This is a genomic window from Vibrio sp. 10N.261.45.E2, from assembly GCF_002875705.1.
In the GTDB taxonomy this organism is placed as follows: Bacteria; Pseudomonadota; Gammaproteobacteria; order Enterobacterales; family Vibrionaceae; genus Vibrio.
This window is the reverse complement of sequence record NZ_MCZZ01000141.1, coordinates 1-15,884: the sequence shown is the minus strand read 5'-3', so window position 1 is coordinate 15,884 and position 15,884 is coordinate 1. Positions and strand designations below refer to the sequence as shown.

Sequence of the window (15,884 nt, the reverse complement as noted above, 5' to 3'; positions counted from 1 at the left end):
CTATGACAAAGTGAGGTGATTACGTAAACCAGCCCACTCCAATTTAAATATTGTAAGCGTCATGACTCAAGAAAGTTGCGTTCTCGAGCAAGAAGTCTAAAAAGGTTTTGGCTTGCAGAGTCAGAGCTCGGCCTTTAAGAGATTGAACTTTCACAGTCGCTTTCGAATACATGTCTAGATCAGTAGCAACCACTTCAATTTGCCCCGATTTGATCTCATCAAGCACAGTAAGTTTGGGCATAAAAGTGACGCCCAGACCTGCTGACACAAAGTTAGTCAATGCGGTTACCGAGTTGGTTTGAAGCTTTGGTTGTAAAATAAGGTGAGAGTTTTGTTCCGCCTGCTTTACTAGCCTCCCCATGCCTGTCGAGTTATCAATCAAAGCAAGTGAAGCGTCTTTAATATCTTGCAGTGTCACTGGTGTTTCTTGCGTCGTCAGTGCATGCCCTTTCGGTGCAATAAGCTCTAGAGGGTGGCTACGTTCGACGTGTGAATGGAGTTTAGGATGCGGAGCTGAAGCATAAGTGATCGCGAAATCGATCTGTTGGTCTTCCAACATTTTTACGGCATCCAATGCACCAGCAATCTCAATCGATAAATTGATATCAGGGTAGCGAGCCATGAAGGTTTGCATAGGTTTAGAGACCAAGTTAGTAATAAACCCTTCCCCAATCGCAATGCTCACATTACCACCCTTGAGGTTTTTCAACTTGGTCAAACGAGCCAGTACCGCCGTTTCACTGCGAACAATGGAGCGGTAGTAATTCAACAATTCGTTACCCGCCTCAGTCAGCAGCGATTGGCGATTGTTACGCTCCCATACTTTCATTTCCACTTGCACTTCTAACTGCGTTAGCATCCGACTCATTGCCGCTGGGTCAACATTCATCATCTTAGATGCCTTACGTAGTGACCCATATTTTGATAACGCATTCAGATATTCAAGCGCACGGAGATTAAAATGGTGCATGTAACTTCCTTGTGATTCTGCTGGCACAAGGCAAGCGTCTCATAGTTTTCTCATTTACCCATCTAGGAATTGATATGCCGACCTAGCAAGTTTGCAAGTTGTGGGCTGAGTCACCAACACATGCCCTTGAAGAGTGATAGACGCGATATAGAAGAAGTAAGTATTTACCCCTAATAATACGAAAACACAGCTCAATCCAACGAAGAAGTGAGCTGTGTTTGATGTTCATCATAGGCAGTTAAAAGTCGCCAACCGTGAGCTATTTTAACGTAAGCAACTTATCGACAAACTCGGAGAAACCGTACCCGCCCGGCTTACTCATCACCACAGATGGATGATGCTCTAGTCGTTCCCAGTAATGTTGAATATTGGCGACCCCAACACTGTTTGGTAAAATTTCAAACATATATTGGTCGTTCATCGAATCACCGACATAACAACTACGTTCGACTATCTCTTGGTCAGATAACCCCTTCTCTTTGAGAAAAGCGGTCGATGTTGCTTTCTTAGAGTGCTCACCATACCAAGCATTAATGTGAATAGAGCTTGCTGTGGCGTGAGCGCCTAACGCGTGAATCTTAGAGACTATCTCTTCAATAATCGCATCATCAACTTTTGGACGGTTTTGACCGATATCGATCGCGACTTCACACAGGCGGTAAGATTGATCCAGCGTTAAACTGAGCTTTGGGTAATCGCTCAAAATAGCTAAAACTTGTTCTTTCAGTTTGCTCTGATTAGCACTGACTTCTGGCAAAGGAATATCTGAGCGCAATGTCAGATACCCATTTTTCTTTTCCATAATGAATGCGCCATTCTCGCCGAGAACCGCATCGACAGGCCACAACTGAGCAATATGATCACACCACCCGGCACAAGCGCCCGTTACCGCAACCACTTTCTTTCCGGAATCCCGAAGCTTGCTCAACGCGACCAAGGTATCAGGTGGCAATTGACCTTGCCACGTTAAGGTGTCATCCACATCGGTTAACACCCAATCTATCTTTTTCCAATTTTGGTTCAATTCATTCGATACCGAATTCATTTCTACACCTCTAAATAATCAATCACTAAACAGTGTTAAAGCAAATTCGGTAAAAACATCACTAAGCTTTCAGAGAAAGTCAGCAACATCAGAACCGTGAGTAGTGCTAGCAACAACGGAGCCACTTCTTTTACGAAGTCGACCATACGAACTTTTAAAATCGAGCAAACCGTAAACATCATCGAGCCAAATGGCGGAGTCACACCACCAATCATGATATTCACAATCACGATAATGCCGAAGTGAACTGGGTTAACGCCTAGATTAAGCACAGCAGGAAGCAGCAATGGCGTCAGTATAATCATCGCAGCACCGCCTTCGATAAACATACCTACCACTAATAGCAGTACGTTAATCAATAACAGCAAAACTAACTTGTTGTCAGTAAGCTCAATCAAAGCAGAAGCAACATTGTGTGGAATCTGCTCTAGCGTCATGTAGTAACCAAAGACCATAGCACCGATAATGATGAACATTACGCTACTGGTGCCCTGCACCGTCTCACGCATGATTAGCGGGATGTGTTTCAAACCCAGTTGACGATAAACGAAGATGCCAATAATCGCGCAAAGCAATACAGCAATTGCCCCCGCTTCGGTTGGCGTAAACAGGCCAAAACGCATGCCCAGAATAATGCCGAACGGGATCAACAGTGCCGGAATCGCTTTCAGGAAGTAATGAAAACGCTCTTTGGCAGAAGCCGGCTCAGAACGAGAAGGTTTGTAACGACGTTTGCGAGCGATGAACGCGATCGTCACCATCAGCGACAACGCCATTAAAAATGCCGGAACGTAACCCGCAATAAACATTTGATGAACAGAAACATTCGCTAACAACGCATAGATGATTAAGTTAATACCCGGTGGAATTACTGGGCTAATGCTTGAAGACGCAGCCGTCACAGCCGCCGTGAATGGCAAGTCATAACCACGCTTGGTCATCTCTGGCGCTAGAATCTTTGATTGCATCGCCGCATCCGCATTTGCAGATCCAGAGATACCGCCCATAAGAGTACTCAATGCGACATTCACTTGAGCCAAACCACCGGTTTTATGGCCAATCATTGAGTCGGCAAAGGCGAGCAAGCTCTTACTGATCCCCGCATAGTTCATCACCGAACCCACCATGATAAAGAACGGGATAGCCAACAACGGAAAGGACTCGGCAGAGCTGATAAAGCGCTGCATTACCAAGCTCACTGGAATAGAGTCATTGATAAAAAGAAAGTAAACCATCGCCGATGCGATCAGAGAAAACGCGATGGGGATGTTCAAAAGAAACAGAACAAACAGAATAAGGATTGGAAGATAGCTTTCCATGAATCGTACCTACTTAGAAGAGCGCTTTAGAGAAGCGACATCGTTCGAGATAAATCGAACGGTGTGGATCGCCATCAATGAGAAACAAAGCAACAGCACGCCATTGATAACAAAATATGACACGCCCATGACTGGCGTTACCTTGTTAGATAGCATGAGATATTGATAACTCAGAACTGCCATTAAAATGTTCAGAGCCAGTAGGAAAACAGAAACACACAACCTAAATGGGATTTTTGCTTTTTCTGGCAACATGGCCACCACCACATCGACCCCCATGTGAAGCTTGTGTTTGTAACAGGAGCTAATCCCTAAGTAGACAGCCCAGATGAAGCAAATAACCGACAGCTCTTCACTCCATGGGACAACAAAGCCAAATCCATAACGCAAGACGACGTTAACGATAACAACCAAAACGGTGATCGAAATAGCGATAGAAGCGAGGATTTCTTCAATATTTTTCAATAAAAACAAAAGACTTCTCCAACGAAATACCTAATACGACATGGGTATTTCAGGAATAAAACGGCCTAAAAATATTTAGGCCGTATTCATTAACTAATTAATCTACGTGTACGGGATTACTGCGCTGCTCGGATCGTTTCTAGCTCTTTCATGATCGTCGCGTGTATACCTTCACTCCAGCTTGGGAACTGGTTGTACACATCTGCAGTCAACTGGTTGAACTCTTCAGAATTCACTTGATTGAAGGTAACGCCTAACTCTTCAAGCTTCTGAGTGTATTCAACATCCAGTTTAACGAGTTCAGCAGTGTTAGATTCAGCGCCCGCTTCTAGCTCTTCATTGATGATCTGTTGTTGCTCTGGCGTAAATTTGTCCCAAAGCGTTGGTGAAATGTAGATACCCACTGTGCCTAGGAAGTGCTTAGTCAAAGACATGTTTTTTGCCACTTCGTAGATCTTGGTTGAGTACATTGTCAGGATAGAACCTTCAAGACCGTCAACAACGCCTTGTTGAACACCTGCGTAGGTCTCAGGGAATGGAAGAGAAGCTGGAGCTGCGCCCATTGCTGAAAGTGTGCTAATGAACAGCTGACTTTGTGGAACACGAATACGCATACCTTTCATGTCATCAGAGTTCACGATCTCTTTATTGGTGATCATGTGACGGAAGCCAAACATGTAGTCTGCATTCAATACTTTGATGCCTTTCTCTTCCGCTTTAGCCTTAAGGCCAGCGACGAAATCAGTGTCCATCATCGCTAAATATTCATCGTAGGTGTTGTACAGCATTGGACCTGCCAGTGCAGCAAAGTCAGGCACGTAATCACCTAGATAAGTCAAATCTTCTACGGCAATCCAGTTGGCACCGTTTACCACTTGTTCCAAGTTATCTTTGTAAACAGGCAATTGACCACCAGGGAAAACTTTAATGTTTACCGAGCCATCGGTTCTTTCTCGAATTTTGTCAGTCGCTTTGATTAGCTCTTGCGTAAGCAGCTCATTTTGAGTGAACACAAGGCTCATGTTGATATTGATCGGCTCGTCTTTAGCTTCAGAACCAGCCTTGTCAGCTTCACCACAACCAACAAGCAGCGTTGCCGCCATAATTACTGTACCTAATAGCTTTTTCATTTTTTATCACCTTTATGTGGCTATCGTTTTCTAAATATAGAGGGTGTTATTAAAGTTTTCGTAGAGTATGTGAGTGAATTATTACATTCATATGAACATTTATCTTATCGACTTGAACATAGTGAGTATAAGGTCTCACTATTGTACAAACTCTATCCAACTCTTTTTAACCAATTCTCAATTAAAACAGCGCAATATGGTGGAGAGTTAATAAATCTGTAATAAAGTAGAGCTACTGTTTCCTGAATTTTCAAATGAACATCGAGATTGAATTATGATCACAGGCCACCGCGGTGCCGCTTCTTTAGCACCTGAAAATACGTTAGTGAGTATTGAACGCGCAGCGAAAGCTGGTGCTAAATGGATTGAAATTGATACCCAGTTGAGCGCTGATGGCATCCCTATGGTTTTTCATGACAAGACGGTAAATCGTTGTACTAACGGAACGGGCAATATCGCTGACTTAGACTTAACTACACTCAAGAAGTTAGATGCTGGCAGTTGGTTTAGTAACGAGTTCGCGGGGACCACTATTCCTACATTGAGCGAAGCGTTCGACAAGTGCCTAGAGCTCGATGTTACTTTGAACCTTGAGATCAAAATTTACGACGATAAGGCTATTGAGCCTTTGGTTGAGAAAGTCGCCGCACTGATTAAGCAAAAGCAGTTCCCTATGGAAAAACTGCTCATCTCAAGCTTCAAAAAAGAAGCACTAAGCCTTTGCCACCAGATGATGCCAGAGGTTAGACGTGGTTTTATCTGCGAAGTGTGGAATGATTTCAGCCTAGAGTCGCTTGCATCACTCGACCTTTACAGTATTCATATTGACCACCGAATTCTTGATGAGAAAACGGCGAAAGCAATCAAAGCTTCAGGCGCAGTTCTTAAAATATGGACACTGAACGACCCACAATTGGCGACTCAATATTTCAACCTTGGCGTCGATAACATCATCACCGACGTACCAAACCAATTTTAGTGAGCTTCTATGGAACTGAACCACCGTCAGAAAGAAATACTCGCAACGCTTAAGGCTAACCAAGACATACAGATCGACCACTTAGCCGAGCTATTTTCTGTCACTACTCAAACCATCCGTCGCGACGTAAACCATCTGTGTGAACAAGGCTTAGCGCGAAGAGTACACGGGGGCGTGAGCCTACCCACGACGCTCACTAATACTAGCTACCGATTCCGTGCCGGTGTTGAGTCTGAAACAAAAGACAGTATTGCGATGGCGGTTGCCGATGCGATACCTGAAGGCTCAACGGTTATGATGGGCATTGGTACGACCGTCACTCGCATTGCTCAGTATTTATTGGCAAAGCCAGCGCTACGAGTGATCACTAATAACCTTCAAGTGGCTCGCATCCTTGAGGCAAATGAGAAGATTGAAGTGTATTTGGCGGGTGGTTTATTCAGACGAGAACACCAAGATATGGTGGGAAGTAGCGTAGTTCACTTCTTTTCCGATTTTGAAGCTGACATTGGCATCTGTGGTTGTGGCTCAGTAACAGACAGTCATTTCGCCATGGAGCATGAACAAGTTGAGGCAGACCTATCCAAATCAATCATAAAGAACAGTCGTGAAAGTTGGCTAGTCGCAGACTCCAGTAAATGGGGACGCTTTGCGGCTCTGAAGGTAGCGTCACTGAGTGATTTTGATCGTATATACACTAACAACAGCCAGTTACCTTCGGAGCTAAACATACACTTAGTAAAGGACGATACTCATGCTTAGATACAAAGTGCTAACTATTTCAAAATGCCAAGCAATCTAAGCAAGTAAATTTAAGCGTCAAGTACTAGGCTTGGTCGAATTAAATCATAAACACAAGCAAGTTCACGACTGAATTCAAAATGTTTGTTGATGATGCCGCCAGCCATATGAGGATGCCCGCCGCCAAAACCAACCCCTTTTTCATTAAGAGCGCTTCTAACTATCTTCGCGACATTGTTTTTTGAACACTCAGAACGGAGAGAGATAAAGGTCTTCTCTCTGTTTCTAGCAGTGAGAACAACAATATCGAGCTCATCAACGCTCAGTAAGAAATCACCTAATACGCCAAGCATATTTTTAGGGCAACCTTCAGGAAGCACAGCAAACGCTGCATTTTTTTCACGACGTAAGCTATCGAGCATGGAATAGAATAGTTTTAATTCATGGAACTCTACTTGATTACGACAAATTTTGTTAACCATATCATTATTGGCCTTCGCTTGAAGATACAACAGTGCTTTTAGATCTACCGTCCCTACCCCTCGGGTAAAGTTTGCGGTATCAAAACTCAAACCAACCAATAGTGCTGTCGCAATATTTGGGGGCATCTGCAGAGAAAAATAACGATAATACTCAACCATTATGGTTGCTGTTGAACCATAGTTTGAACGTATATCGGAATACCATACAAAATCAGGTGCTTTCACTTGGTGGTGGTCGATCACTCCTACCTCAAGCCCCGGAAAGTCGATGACATTTTTCTCACCAATACAGCCATCAACAACAATAATCTTGTCATCCGGTTGTAGTTTCAAATCTTTTGGCTGATAGATTGGAATATCGAGCCAATCTATCAAGTTCCTGAGTGACACTCGATCTATATAACCATGAAACGTAATATATGGGCGCAACCCTTTACTTTTTAATAAGTATGCTAAGGCGTATGCAGAAGAAATCGCATCATGATCAGGGAAGTCATGAGCTTGAATAATGATTCTGTCATCACCCTTAAGCCGTTCTAGAAAGCTTTCGAACTTTAAATTTGCCATAATCCCACTGCTAATAAAGTTCTAGCTTGATTAAAAGCTAGAACTGATCTGTTAATGGTTAACTCTTATGAATTAAACGATATTCGGTGTTAGACAAAATAGCTTCTTCTAAAGCCCCCACACCTAACGTACTGTAACCATAGAAATTAGGTTTCGCATTCAAACGTAAAGACTGTACGCTCTTTACGATGTGCTCATCCATAGTCAGTGAGTCAACAACGTCGGAAAGCAATTTCCGGTTGTTTTTTGTCATAGGTGCAATGAACTCACTAGCTCCGCTGATTGAAGAATATAAATAGCCAAACTCACCGCCATTATTTTCTTCAATGTAATAATTACCAGTTCTAGAGAACGACGCTCGAATTTCATTGACACTTTCAATGGCGTTAAAAGGTTGATTGAAAAACTCCGAACCACCTGCATGTTCTAATGTTTCAGGGGCAAAGCCTTCATCTGGAAATACAAGATAAGCAACAATGGCATTATCTCTGGTAATCGATGAGAGTATAAAGTTATCGTCTTTGTAGTATTTGATAACGTCATCGCCACTTGAACGCTTAATATAAACGGGGGCACCAAATGTCTGATCTAATATTTCAGCTGATGAGCGGATATACACTTTTTCAAGCTTTTTGTGTGATGGAATATCAGTCATTTGTGAAAGACCAAAATCCACCATCTTTTCGATCGCATCAAAACTATCGTTAAAACCACCCAAAGCAATTGAGACGACTGACAACAAACCAATAGTGCGCGCTAAGTTTCCTTTACTTTGGGCTTCTAACAACGACTCTTGATTATCTTGGAGCTCTTTCAGTTCATCTTGAATTTCTTTTGGAGCGTCATTTTGTTGTTCTGCAGACATCATCAACCTTTAATATCGTCTATTGTATCCATCAATGCCTCTTTGCCGTCTTCAGCTCGTTCTTGTACTCGCTCAAAAGCATCTGTATCCATTATATTTTTAATTTCATCGTCGTAATTAAGACCTAGGTAAATACCAATGGCGATGAAAAATAAAGCAAAAATCTTAAACATTGTTACTCTCAAAAACTCTATAAGAAATTAAAGCACACGCCTTCCCATGTGCTTACTACAAGTATTATTTATATAGTGCGATACGGCTGTTTACTTTCTTCAAGTAGTTCTTTGTTTCATCGTATGGCAACTTCGCAACCAATTGGTTATACACTTGTTCCGGGGTCATCTGATTGATAACTTTAGATGCTTTACCAATGCTAGTTGAACGGTCTTTATTAAACGCACGAGCAACGTTTCCTGCACCAGTGTTGTAAGCCGCAATCATGCAATACAAGCGACTTTGATCATTCTCGATCTTACGTAAATATTTGCTATTCAAGATATCTAAGTAAGCAGTGCCAGTTTCAACGTTAATGACGGGTTGATATAGATCTGAAGCTTTCATTGGCGCATCTATATTTCGAACTTGTTTGTTAACATCATGCCCCGCACTGGTTGGAACCACTTGCATAAGACCAAATGCCGGTACGTGAGATTTAGCGTCAGGGCGGAAAGCAGACTCAGAGTGCATGATCGCCATAATCAATGCCGCATCTATTTCCCAGTTCTTGCTTTCTTTCTCTGCGAGAGGTGTATATTTGCTCGCGCGAGATTTCAAACTATTCTCTGGCAGCTTAACTTTATAACTGACCACTTTTTTAGGCTTCGTCGAGGAAGAAACTACTTCCGTAGTAGGCTTTTGCTTCACCGCTTGAGTTTTAGGTACCACTTTCTCAACTACAGGCGGAGAAGCTTTTACTGGTATTGACTCTGTGCTAGCAACTTCTTGCACTTTTTCGTCAATAACCTCTGATTGCTCTCCTGATAAGCCATGTTTCGTTCGCATTTCGCTGTAAAGCTTAGTTTGAGCAGCAATACGCTCTTGTGCTTTAGTAAGCAGTGCCATTTTCTTGTCATGAGCGCGTTGGTAAATGAAGGAATCTGGGATACCAGTATCTGATTGAATCAATCGCTCAGCTTGAACATCAAGTACATTCATTTGGCTTTGCGTTTGTTCAATTACGAAGTTCTTCTCTTCTTGTTCTTTATCTAAAGAATACAAAACCGCATGGTCGTCCGCTTGCAGTTTGGCTAGATCAACCGTTTTCCCCTCAACTTCAACAGGGATTTTTCTTACAAGCGCTTCTATTTCTTCAGGGCTACTGTCTTCATCAACTAAAACAGAAACCGTAGCGGTATTACTTTCATAATCCACTGCAGTCTTAACTTGATCGTTTTGTGAATAATCTACCTGTTTTGTTTGAGAAGATACCTCTCCTTCCCCCCAATTTTTAATAAGATCTGTACGGCGCTCATCAAGTTTATTGGTATATTCGTCACGCCATTGTTCATACTCGTCCAAGTAAGCATTTACATAAGCATGAAATTCTTTAAGTTTTTCTTCTTGGGACTGACTTGCTTTTACAACCGCATTATTAAGTTGTTGTTTTTGGCTATCTGACACTGCGTGTGTTGGAAAGCTAACAGCTGCTGAAATTGCAATAGCCAGCCCTGTCTTGGTGATCGTTTTATACATAACTAACTCCGAGAGAGTATAGAAACAAAGGCCACTCTATAGTGGCCTTTTTCAATTTAACTAATCGTCAAGCAACGATTATTTTTTCAAAGAATCGAATACGGCAGCAAGTTCTGCGGCAGCTTTTTCGTCGTTAAATTGATTCCAAAGAGCTGAGTCTTCGCCACCAACTTCGTCGATAATTTTATTCATATTTGCATCATAAGCTGCTTGGTCCATACCAACTAATACATACAGCCCACCAGCTGGACTTGTTTGGCTTACTAAAACTCGGCTATTTGTAAGTCTTTTACTCACTACCGATTTAGTAATGTCTTCAAATGCCTCTTGAACATTTTCCGTTACCAGCGTTACGCCTTCCCCAGCGGATGTTGACGTAGCACCATCAGTAGCAGATTGAAATAGATTACTCACATCTGATTCAAAAGCCGAAGCAAGGTTTACACGAGCATCGCTCATCGCGATTTTACGCATGACGCTCATACCTGCTGCACTTTTCTTCGCGTAACCTGTTGCACCAATAGCTACATCAGTAGGGACCACATCACAGATCCAACCAGGGGCTTCGACAGTCGGTGCATCTGGGAACGTACATGACGCAAAATTTTGAGCTTGTTCTAGTGTATCGTTGTTGCTTTGGCAGCCAACGAGAGCGGTAATTAGTGACGTTGCAATAATTAGTTTTTTCATATCTTAAAAGCTATCCATAACGTTTTTTGTGTATTATTTCCAATTAGTAAATCTGCAAATAATCATTTGATATTTAGTACATCAACCTTACCTATTATTTTAAAAAACCATATTTTTAAAATATAACAAGTCCTATAGGAGTGACGCTTAAAGCACTCTGATTTGGTATTCATTCAGTACATCAACTTTCGAACGATAGTTTGGTTGATGGGTACGCAACATGGGTTCAATATCTTGGACTAGTTCACTTGCACCGCTAAGTGACCTTAGCTGAATAACGATATTGCTGCCCTGTTGGCTTGGTTTAATATCAGAAACCCCGCTCATATCACCAATCAAACGATAAAGTTGCCCCTGTTTGCCTGCCGCTTGCTGTGAAAAAATTAGTTCTCGGATAGGCCCACCGCGGCTTACCATTATTTGCACCGACGCTTGAAGTTCACTCTTTAAGGCAATTTGGTTACCTTCAATAGCTAGGTGAACAGCTGCAAGTTCATTGAGCATGCCCGCTTTGTTCGGTAGCGTCATAAAAGTCGGGTCGTTGTGCCAACTACCATAACGATTGCCAGCACGATCGACCACGGTTGCCGATAGTTCAAGCTGAAGACCAGAAGAGGTCACTTTTGGGGTTTCTTGAACATTAAGAATGACACTAGACTGCTCCGGGTTAGAAGCAAGATCAAAGCCCATCTCTGCGAGTGCATTGGAAAATGTATCTTTTACGACTGGGAGCTCTGCATCAACATAGATTGAAGGTTGGCCAAGGCTTTTTATCAAACTTGCTATTTTCGCTTCCACCTTCTGTCGTTCAACAAACACATCAAGCGTGACCGTTACATAGCCGTTAGGCTTTTCCTGATAAGAGATTTCATTCCAACTGGAAATCATGCCTTGAGGTTCCATCGAAAGTGATTGCATTGCGATTTCTTGTAAGTCGAAATCATTGCTACTTTCTGTTCCCGACAGGGTATCGTAAGACTTTTGCATATAGCCAGAATTGACCATAGCGCCTAATACTTGGCTAATAGCGCGGTTAAAGGCATCTTTTTCCGCCACTTGCCTTGCACTCAGTGCCAATTTTTTACTTTCACGGCCTTCACCGACAACCACGACAGACATAACCGGCGTGTCATCCCATTCGATACCGTCGTCAGCGCTGTTAAAGCCAGTACTAAGCTTTGGTGCTAAGCGCACTGTTACACAAGTATCATCCCCTTGAATTTCAGGCGAGCTAAAATCGGCATTGATATCACCAGAAGCAATGCTTGATATCAATAAATCGCGGCTCTCTTGATCAAATTGATCCTCAACCAACGCAATATCTTCAGCTGAAAAAGAAACAGGGACTTTACCTTGCAAAAACAACCGAAGATTATTTAAACCGTCAGCTTTTGCTGACTCAATGGCCATTGCCCCTCGACCATATGCACAACCTTGTTCAATAAGAGCCAACGTAGGCTGACTCTTATCTAATTCCAGTGCAGGAACGGACATACATACAAATAAGGTACTCATGGCAAAGCTTTTACTTAGCCTTTTGCCGTCCATGTACTACGCTCCTTCATGAATTCCATAGGAACCCCAACACTTACAGCGAAAATGCGACGTTGGCGATCAGGGCGATAAATCCCGTCTTCAGCAATGTCTTTCACTTCATCGGCTATGCTGCTGTCTTTCCAGCGAACAATTTTCCCTTGCGCACTTTGTTGGCTAGGGTTAACAGTAGCAACACCAATAGGTTCAACAAAACCTGCGCTGTATTCGAATATAACCATGGTCTCATTAGGTAATACGCCTGCATTTTGGCCACGGTCTAATGAAATTCGGTCGCCTTTAATACCGATAACCTGAGCGGTAGCCGGCATTTCTTTGAGCAAACGCGTTAACATAATATCAAAGCCGCGTGAGGACATTTCATTAAGAACGGCATCAACATCTTTACCACTGGTGTAGTTAAAACCGCGATAATAATCGCCATTTGCTATCACAGTTGTGTAGCTGTCTTTATCGCGCACATCGAAGTTAGAAACACGTATCTTACCGATATTCGGATAGCTCAACTTTTCACGTGTATATGGGTCAATCACACCTGTCGTCATTTCCATTGACGTCTGAAACAAAGACTGGGTTGAACCAAACAACATGTCAGCGGTTTTGAGTACATCGACTTTCATAATGTAATCGGTCGATAACTTGCCGCGACTGCCTGCTTTTTTAGCTACGTTTACCGCGCCTTCATCTGCCAGAATTTCTTCCATCGCAGTGTTAACAGCATCGGTATCACGGGTCAAAATGCGGAAGCGGTTAACGCCCGCAAACTGGTTTTCTAAAGTATTTTCTAACGCTTTGGTTTGGAATTTACTGATGCTTGAATGCATGGAATTAAAAACATCAGCAGATTTTCCCTGAAGATTTTCATTCACATCCGTTTTCACATCACCAAAATACAAACGAATTGTTTTTTTCGCGAGTGGACAACGAGTGTCTTTTTCTTCTGCTTCATAGGTACAGAATTGAAGACCTTGGGTATTGAAGTACGCTGGTACTTCAATATCTTCACTGCTAAATTCGTGTGCTGACTTGCCGATAATCAGCGATGAATTTCCCGCATTACTTTCGACTGAATACGTTTGACTACCTTGATTACTCTGGCAACCCATTAGTGCAATTGCAGCAGTAACTAAACCGGCAATTTGAGAAAATTTCATTATGATTTCACTTTGTCAGCAACAACTTTATCTAGGTTCTCAAGTTGTTCGATAGTGTTTTTATCCATTGAAATAAGTGAGTTAGCATCTAATGCAAGTATCGAGCGAGCTTCCATCTCATGGTAAGCTTCAACAACGGGTACCGTTTCTTCTTCGCTTGCTTCACCTTCTTTCTCGCTTGAGACAGCTGCAAAAAAGCTATCCATTGCACCACCAGCAGAATCATGCGCAAGTGCCGATGCATGTTGAGATGCAATGTAAGTTAGTTCAGCCGCTTGAACTGCAATGTCTGTTGCAAGTTTTAGATTTTTCTGGAAGATTTCGTCAGAGGCTTTTTTGTAAGCTTCTACTTGAGGTGTAATTTTTTTATGATCAGGTTTGCCTTCATCGAACTCCTTCATTGCAGCACGAAGTTCTTCATCAGACTTGTCTGCGTTTACTGCTAGGAAACCAGCAACATCACCATGTTTAGATGCAAGGGTACGGTAATCATTAAACACTGAACATTGGCGCTCTTGCAGTGACACCATTACTGTTGATGCTTTATCAACGGCGAATGATACAGGTGTGAACTCTGTTCCTAGTTCTTTACAGTTCTGAGTAAGTTCCTTGCTTGTAGCTTCACGGTCTACTGTAGCTGATTCCATACCCGGAATTGATGAACAACCAGCCATAACTGATACGACTAAGCCTGCAAGGATTGTTTTCTTAAGCATTTTAAAAGCCTTTAATTCAAGAGTGTATAAATTGAGTTTTCATTAAGTGTTGCTGTTATTTTTCTATGAGCGTCATCAAGTGCTAGCTCTTTACTAATCGGAGACTCTCCTATCTCTGATAAAATGTTCTGACTAACCACCACATTGGGACTCTTAGCTTCGAAGACTTGTAGTATTAGGTCTTGCTTGGCTTTGTAAGTGTTATTTTTTTTACCTTGTCTTACATTACCTTTGATATAAACAATGATATCGCCTTGAGAAGTCGTTGCTACATTTCTGGCTAGTATTGATTTTGTTTTCGAGGAATACATATCAGAAGCAGAACGGATAGAAATACTGATATTTTTAAAACGGTCAATCGCATTGCGCTCGAGTATTAATTGTGGTTCATAGAATTTTTTGCAACATCATGATCTAACGATGACAACACTAATAGTGATTCTTTATTACTCTTCAATAAGGTATGAGCTTTGTTCGTGAACACAACACCTTTCCAGTCGCTTTCTTGGGAAGTTAAATATTGTTGAGCGAGCCGGTGATTCTTATCAATATCAATTGACAACTGATCAACCCACAAATCCACATTAACTCTAAATAGGTAGTTACACCCAGAAGCATCACATTGTGATGTCATTACTTCCATATTTGAAATGCTGATAGGTATCGAAGTGATTTCAGATGTAGTACCGAAAACACTGTCTACTTTACCGCGAGTTCCAATCTCCTCTCCGTTTTTTGTTTCTATCGTTGATTGGGAAAATTGGGAATTAAACGTAGATGCCTTCACTGTACTGTTTACCCTAAAAGCTAGATTTTCTTTCGCATCGATCGTTGCTTCTGATTTGTTTTTACCAATACCTTCTACTTCCCAATAAGATTGAGCGAAAGCTGGGTTCGATAAGAAAAAGAAGCAACAAGTGATTAACAGTTTTAATGTAATATTATTTGTGTTCACGTGACGTCCACCAAAGTTTGTTGTCGCATGGTACAAAATTAGTTTTTTTCAATCAATAAGATATACATATGGTTGAACTGCAGATACGTGCGTCATTCCCATCATTTCAGGTAGGAAAATGTGAAATCAGTTCCAAGTGTCAACATTTCGACTCCTATATACCCCAATGCTTGAAGGGCTATTACTGATGGTAATTCTGGATTAGAAGTCAAAATAATGACACCGTCAATTTACTAAAATATATAGGTTATATTGAGTGTTAATATTTATCATAATTGTGAGCTAATACCCATTTTAAAGCCTTTCTATATTGTTTCAATTATCTATAGGTAGAGAAAGTAATGGGTTTCGAATCTAATTTATTTAATCATCCCCATATATATTGGGTAATATTTATACTCCAACTCTGACTTCTAACCTTGAACTTTTCCAATCATCAAGACAAATAAGCTCGATAATCATACAAAAAAACAGAGAGCGCTTTGATGAACTAAACTAAAAAGACACTATATTGACAAGGATGTCAATATAGTTAAACGGGATCTCATAAATAATAAAAT

The 15,884-nt window shown here is 41.7% G+C and carries 16 protein-coding genes; 2 read left to right on the top strand and 14 right to left on the bottom strand.

Going from position 1 to position 15,884, the window contains the following annotated elements:
* Nucleotides 1–43: 43 nt before the first annotated feature.
* From BCT34_RS16885 to BCT34_RS16865, 5 genes are all read right to left on the bottom strand, one after another.
* Complete coding sequence (locus BCT34_RS16885) at nucleotides 44–970, bottom strand: LysR family transcriptional regulator (protein WP_076651702.1); 927 nt, start codon at nucleotides 968–970, stop codon at nucleotides 44–46.
* Nucleotides 971–1,229: 259 nt separating this feature from the next.
* On the bottom strand, nucleotides 1,230–2,015 hold the full coding sequence (locus tag BCT34_RS16880; RefSeq protein WP_076651701.1) for an HAD-IIB family hydrolase: 786 nt from the start codon (nucleotides 2,013–2,015) through the stop codon (nucleotides 1,230–1,232).
* A gap of 35 nt (nucleotides 2,016–2,050) precedes the next feature.
* Nucleotides 2,051–3,334: a TRAP transporter large permease gene (locus BCT34_RS16875; RefSeq protein ID WP_076651700.1), complete on the bottom strand. Its 1,284-nt coding sequence runs from the start codon at nucleotides 3,332–3,334 to the stop codon at nucleotides 2,051–2,053.
* 9 nt (nucleotides 3,335–3,343) lie between these two features.
* A complete protein-coding gene (locus BCT34_RS16870) occupies nucleotides 3,344–3,808 on the bottom strand; it encodes a TRAP transporter small permease (protein WP_076651699.1) in 465 nt (154 codons plus the stop codon).
* A gap of 107 nt (nucleotides 3,809–3,915) precedes the next feature.
* On the bottom strand, nucleotides 3,916–4,929 hold the full coding sequence (locus BCT34_RS16865; protein WP_076651698.1) for a C4-dicarboxylate TRAP transporter substrate-binding protein: 1,014 nt from the start codon (nucleotides 4,927–4,929) through the stop codon (nucleotides 3,916–3,918).
* Between the two features lie 274 nt (nucleotides 4,930–5,203).
* On the opposite strand from BCT34_RS16865, the gene BCT34_RS16860 reads away from it, so the two are divergent.
* Nucleotides 5,204–5,908: a glycerophosphodiester phosphodiesterase family protein gene (locus tag BCT34_RS16860; protein WP_076651697.1), complete on the top strand. Its 705-nt coding sequence runs from the start codon at nucleotides 5,204–5,206 to the stop codon at nucleotides 5,906–5,908.
* A 9-nt stretch (nucleotides 5,909–5,917) separates the two neighbouring features.
* Nucleotides 5,918–6,670, top strand: coding sequence for a DeoR/GlpR family DNA-binding transcription regulator (locus BCT34_RS16855; RefSeq protein ID WP_076651696.1), 753 nt, complete (start codon nucleotides 5,918–5,920; stop codon nucleotides 6,668–6,670).
* Nucleotides 6,671–6,720: 50 nt separating this feature from the next.
* On the opposite strand, the gene BCT34_RS16850 is transcribed toward BCT34_RS16855, so the two are convergent.
* From BCT34_RS16850 to BCT34_RS24660, 9 genes are all read right to left on the bottom strand, one after another.
* Entirely contained in the window at nucleotides 6,721–7,698 is a 978-nt protein-coding gene (locus BCT34_RS16850; RefSeq protein ID WP_076651695.1) for a DHH family phosphoesterase, read from the bottom strand.
* A gap of 58 nt (nucleotides 7,699–7,756) precedes the next feature.
* Nucleotides 7,757–8,566 carry an ETEC_3214 domain-containing protein gene (locus BCT34_RS16845; RefSeq protein ID WP_083702770.1) on the bottom strand — a complete coding sequence of 270 codons (810 nt, stop codon included), beginning with the start codon at nucleotides 8,564–8,566 and terminating at the stop codon, nucleotides 7,757–7,759.
* Nucleotides 8,566–8,736 (bottom strand): hypothetical protein, encoded by a 171-nt coding sequence (locus tag BCT34_RS24480; RefSeq protein ID WP_086713668.1) that lies wholly within the window; start codon nucleotides 8,734–8,736, stop codon nucleotides 8,566–8,568. The genes BCT34_RS16845 and BCT34_RS24480 overlap by 1 nt, the downstream gene beginning before the upstream one ends.
* Nucleotides 8,737–8,800: 64 nt before the next feature.
* Nucleotides 8,801–10,255: a transglycosylase SLT domain-containing protein gene (locus BCT34_RS16840; protein ID WP_076651693.1), complete on the bottom strand. Its 1,455-nt coding sequence runs from the start codon at nucleotides 10,253–10,255 to the stop codon at nucleotides 8,801–8,803.
* A gap of 78 nt (nucleotides 10,256–10,333) precedes the next feature.
* Nucleotides 10,334–10,945 carry an LPP20 family lipoprotein gene (locus BCT34_RS16835; protein WP_076651692.1) on the bottom strand — a complete coding sequence of 204 codons (612 nt, stop codon included), beginning with the start codon at nucleotides 10,943–10,945 and terminating at the stop codon, nucleotides 10,334–10,336.
* A gap of 147 nt (nucleotides 10,946–11,092) precedes the next feature.
* Nucleotides 11,093–12,493: a hypothetical protein gene (locus BCT34_RS16830; protein WP_076651691.1), complete on the bottom strand. Its 1,401-nt coding sequence runs from the start codon at nucleotides 12,491–12,493 to the stop codon at nucleotides 11,093–11,095.
* Nucleotides 12,475–13,653 (bottom strand): hypothetical protein, encoded by a 1,179-nt coding sequence (locus BCT34_RS16825; protein ID WP_076651690.1) that lies wholly within the window; start codon nucleotides 13,651–13,653, stop codon nucleotides 12,475–12,477. The genes BCT34_RS16830 and BCT34_RS16825 overlap by 19 nt, the downstream gene beginning before the upstream one ends.
* On the bottom strand, nucleotides 13,653–14,369 hold the full coding sequence (locus tag BCT34_RS16820; protein ID WP_076651689.1) for a hypothetical protein: 717 nt from the start codon (nucleotides 14,367–14,369) through the stop codon (nucleotides 13,653–13,655). The genes BCT34_RS16825 and BCT34_RS16820 overlap by 1 nt, the downstream gene beginning before the upstream one ends.
* 376 nt (nucleotides 14,370–14,745) lie before the next feature.
* A complete protein-coding gene (locus BCT34_RS24660; protein WP_241902824.1) occupies nucleotides 14,746–15,324 on the bottom strand; it encodes a hypothetical protein in 579 nt (192 codons plus the stop codon).
* Nucleotides 15,325–15,884: the final 560 nt, after the last annotated feature.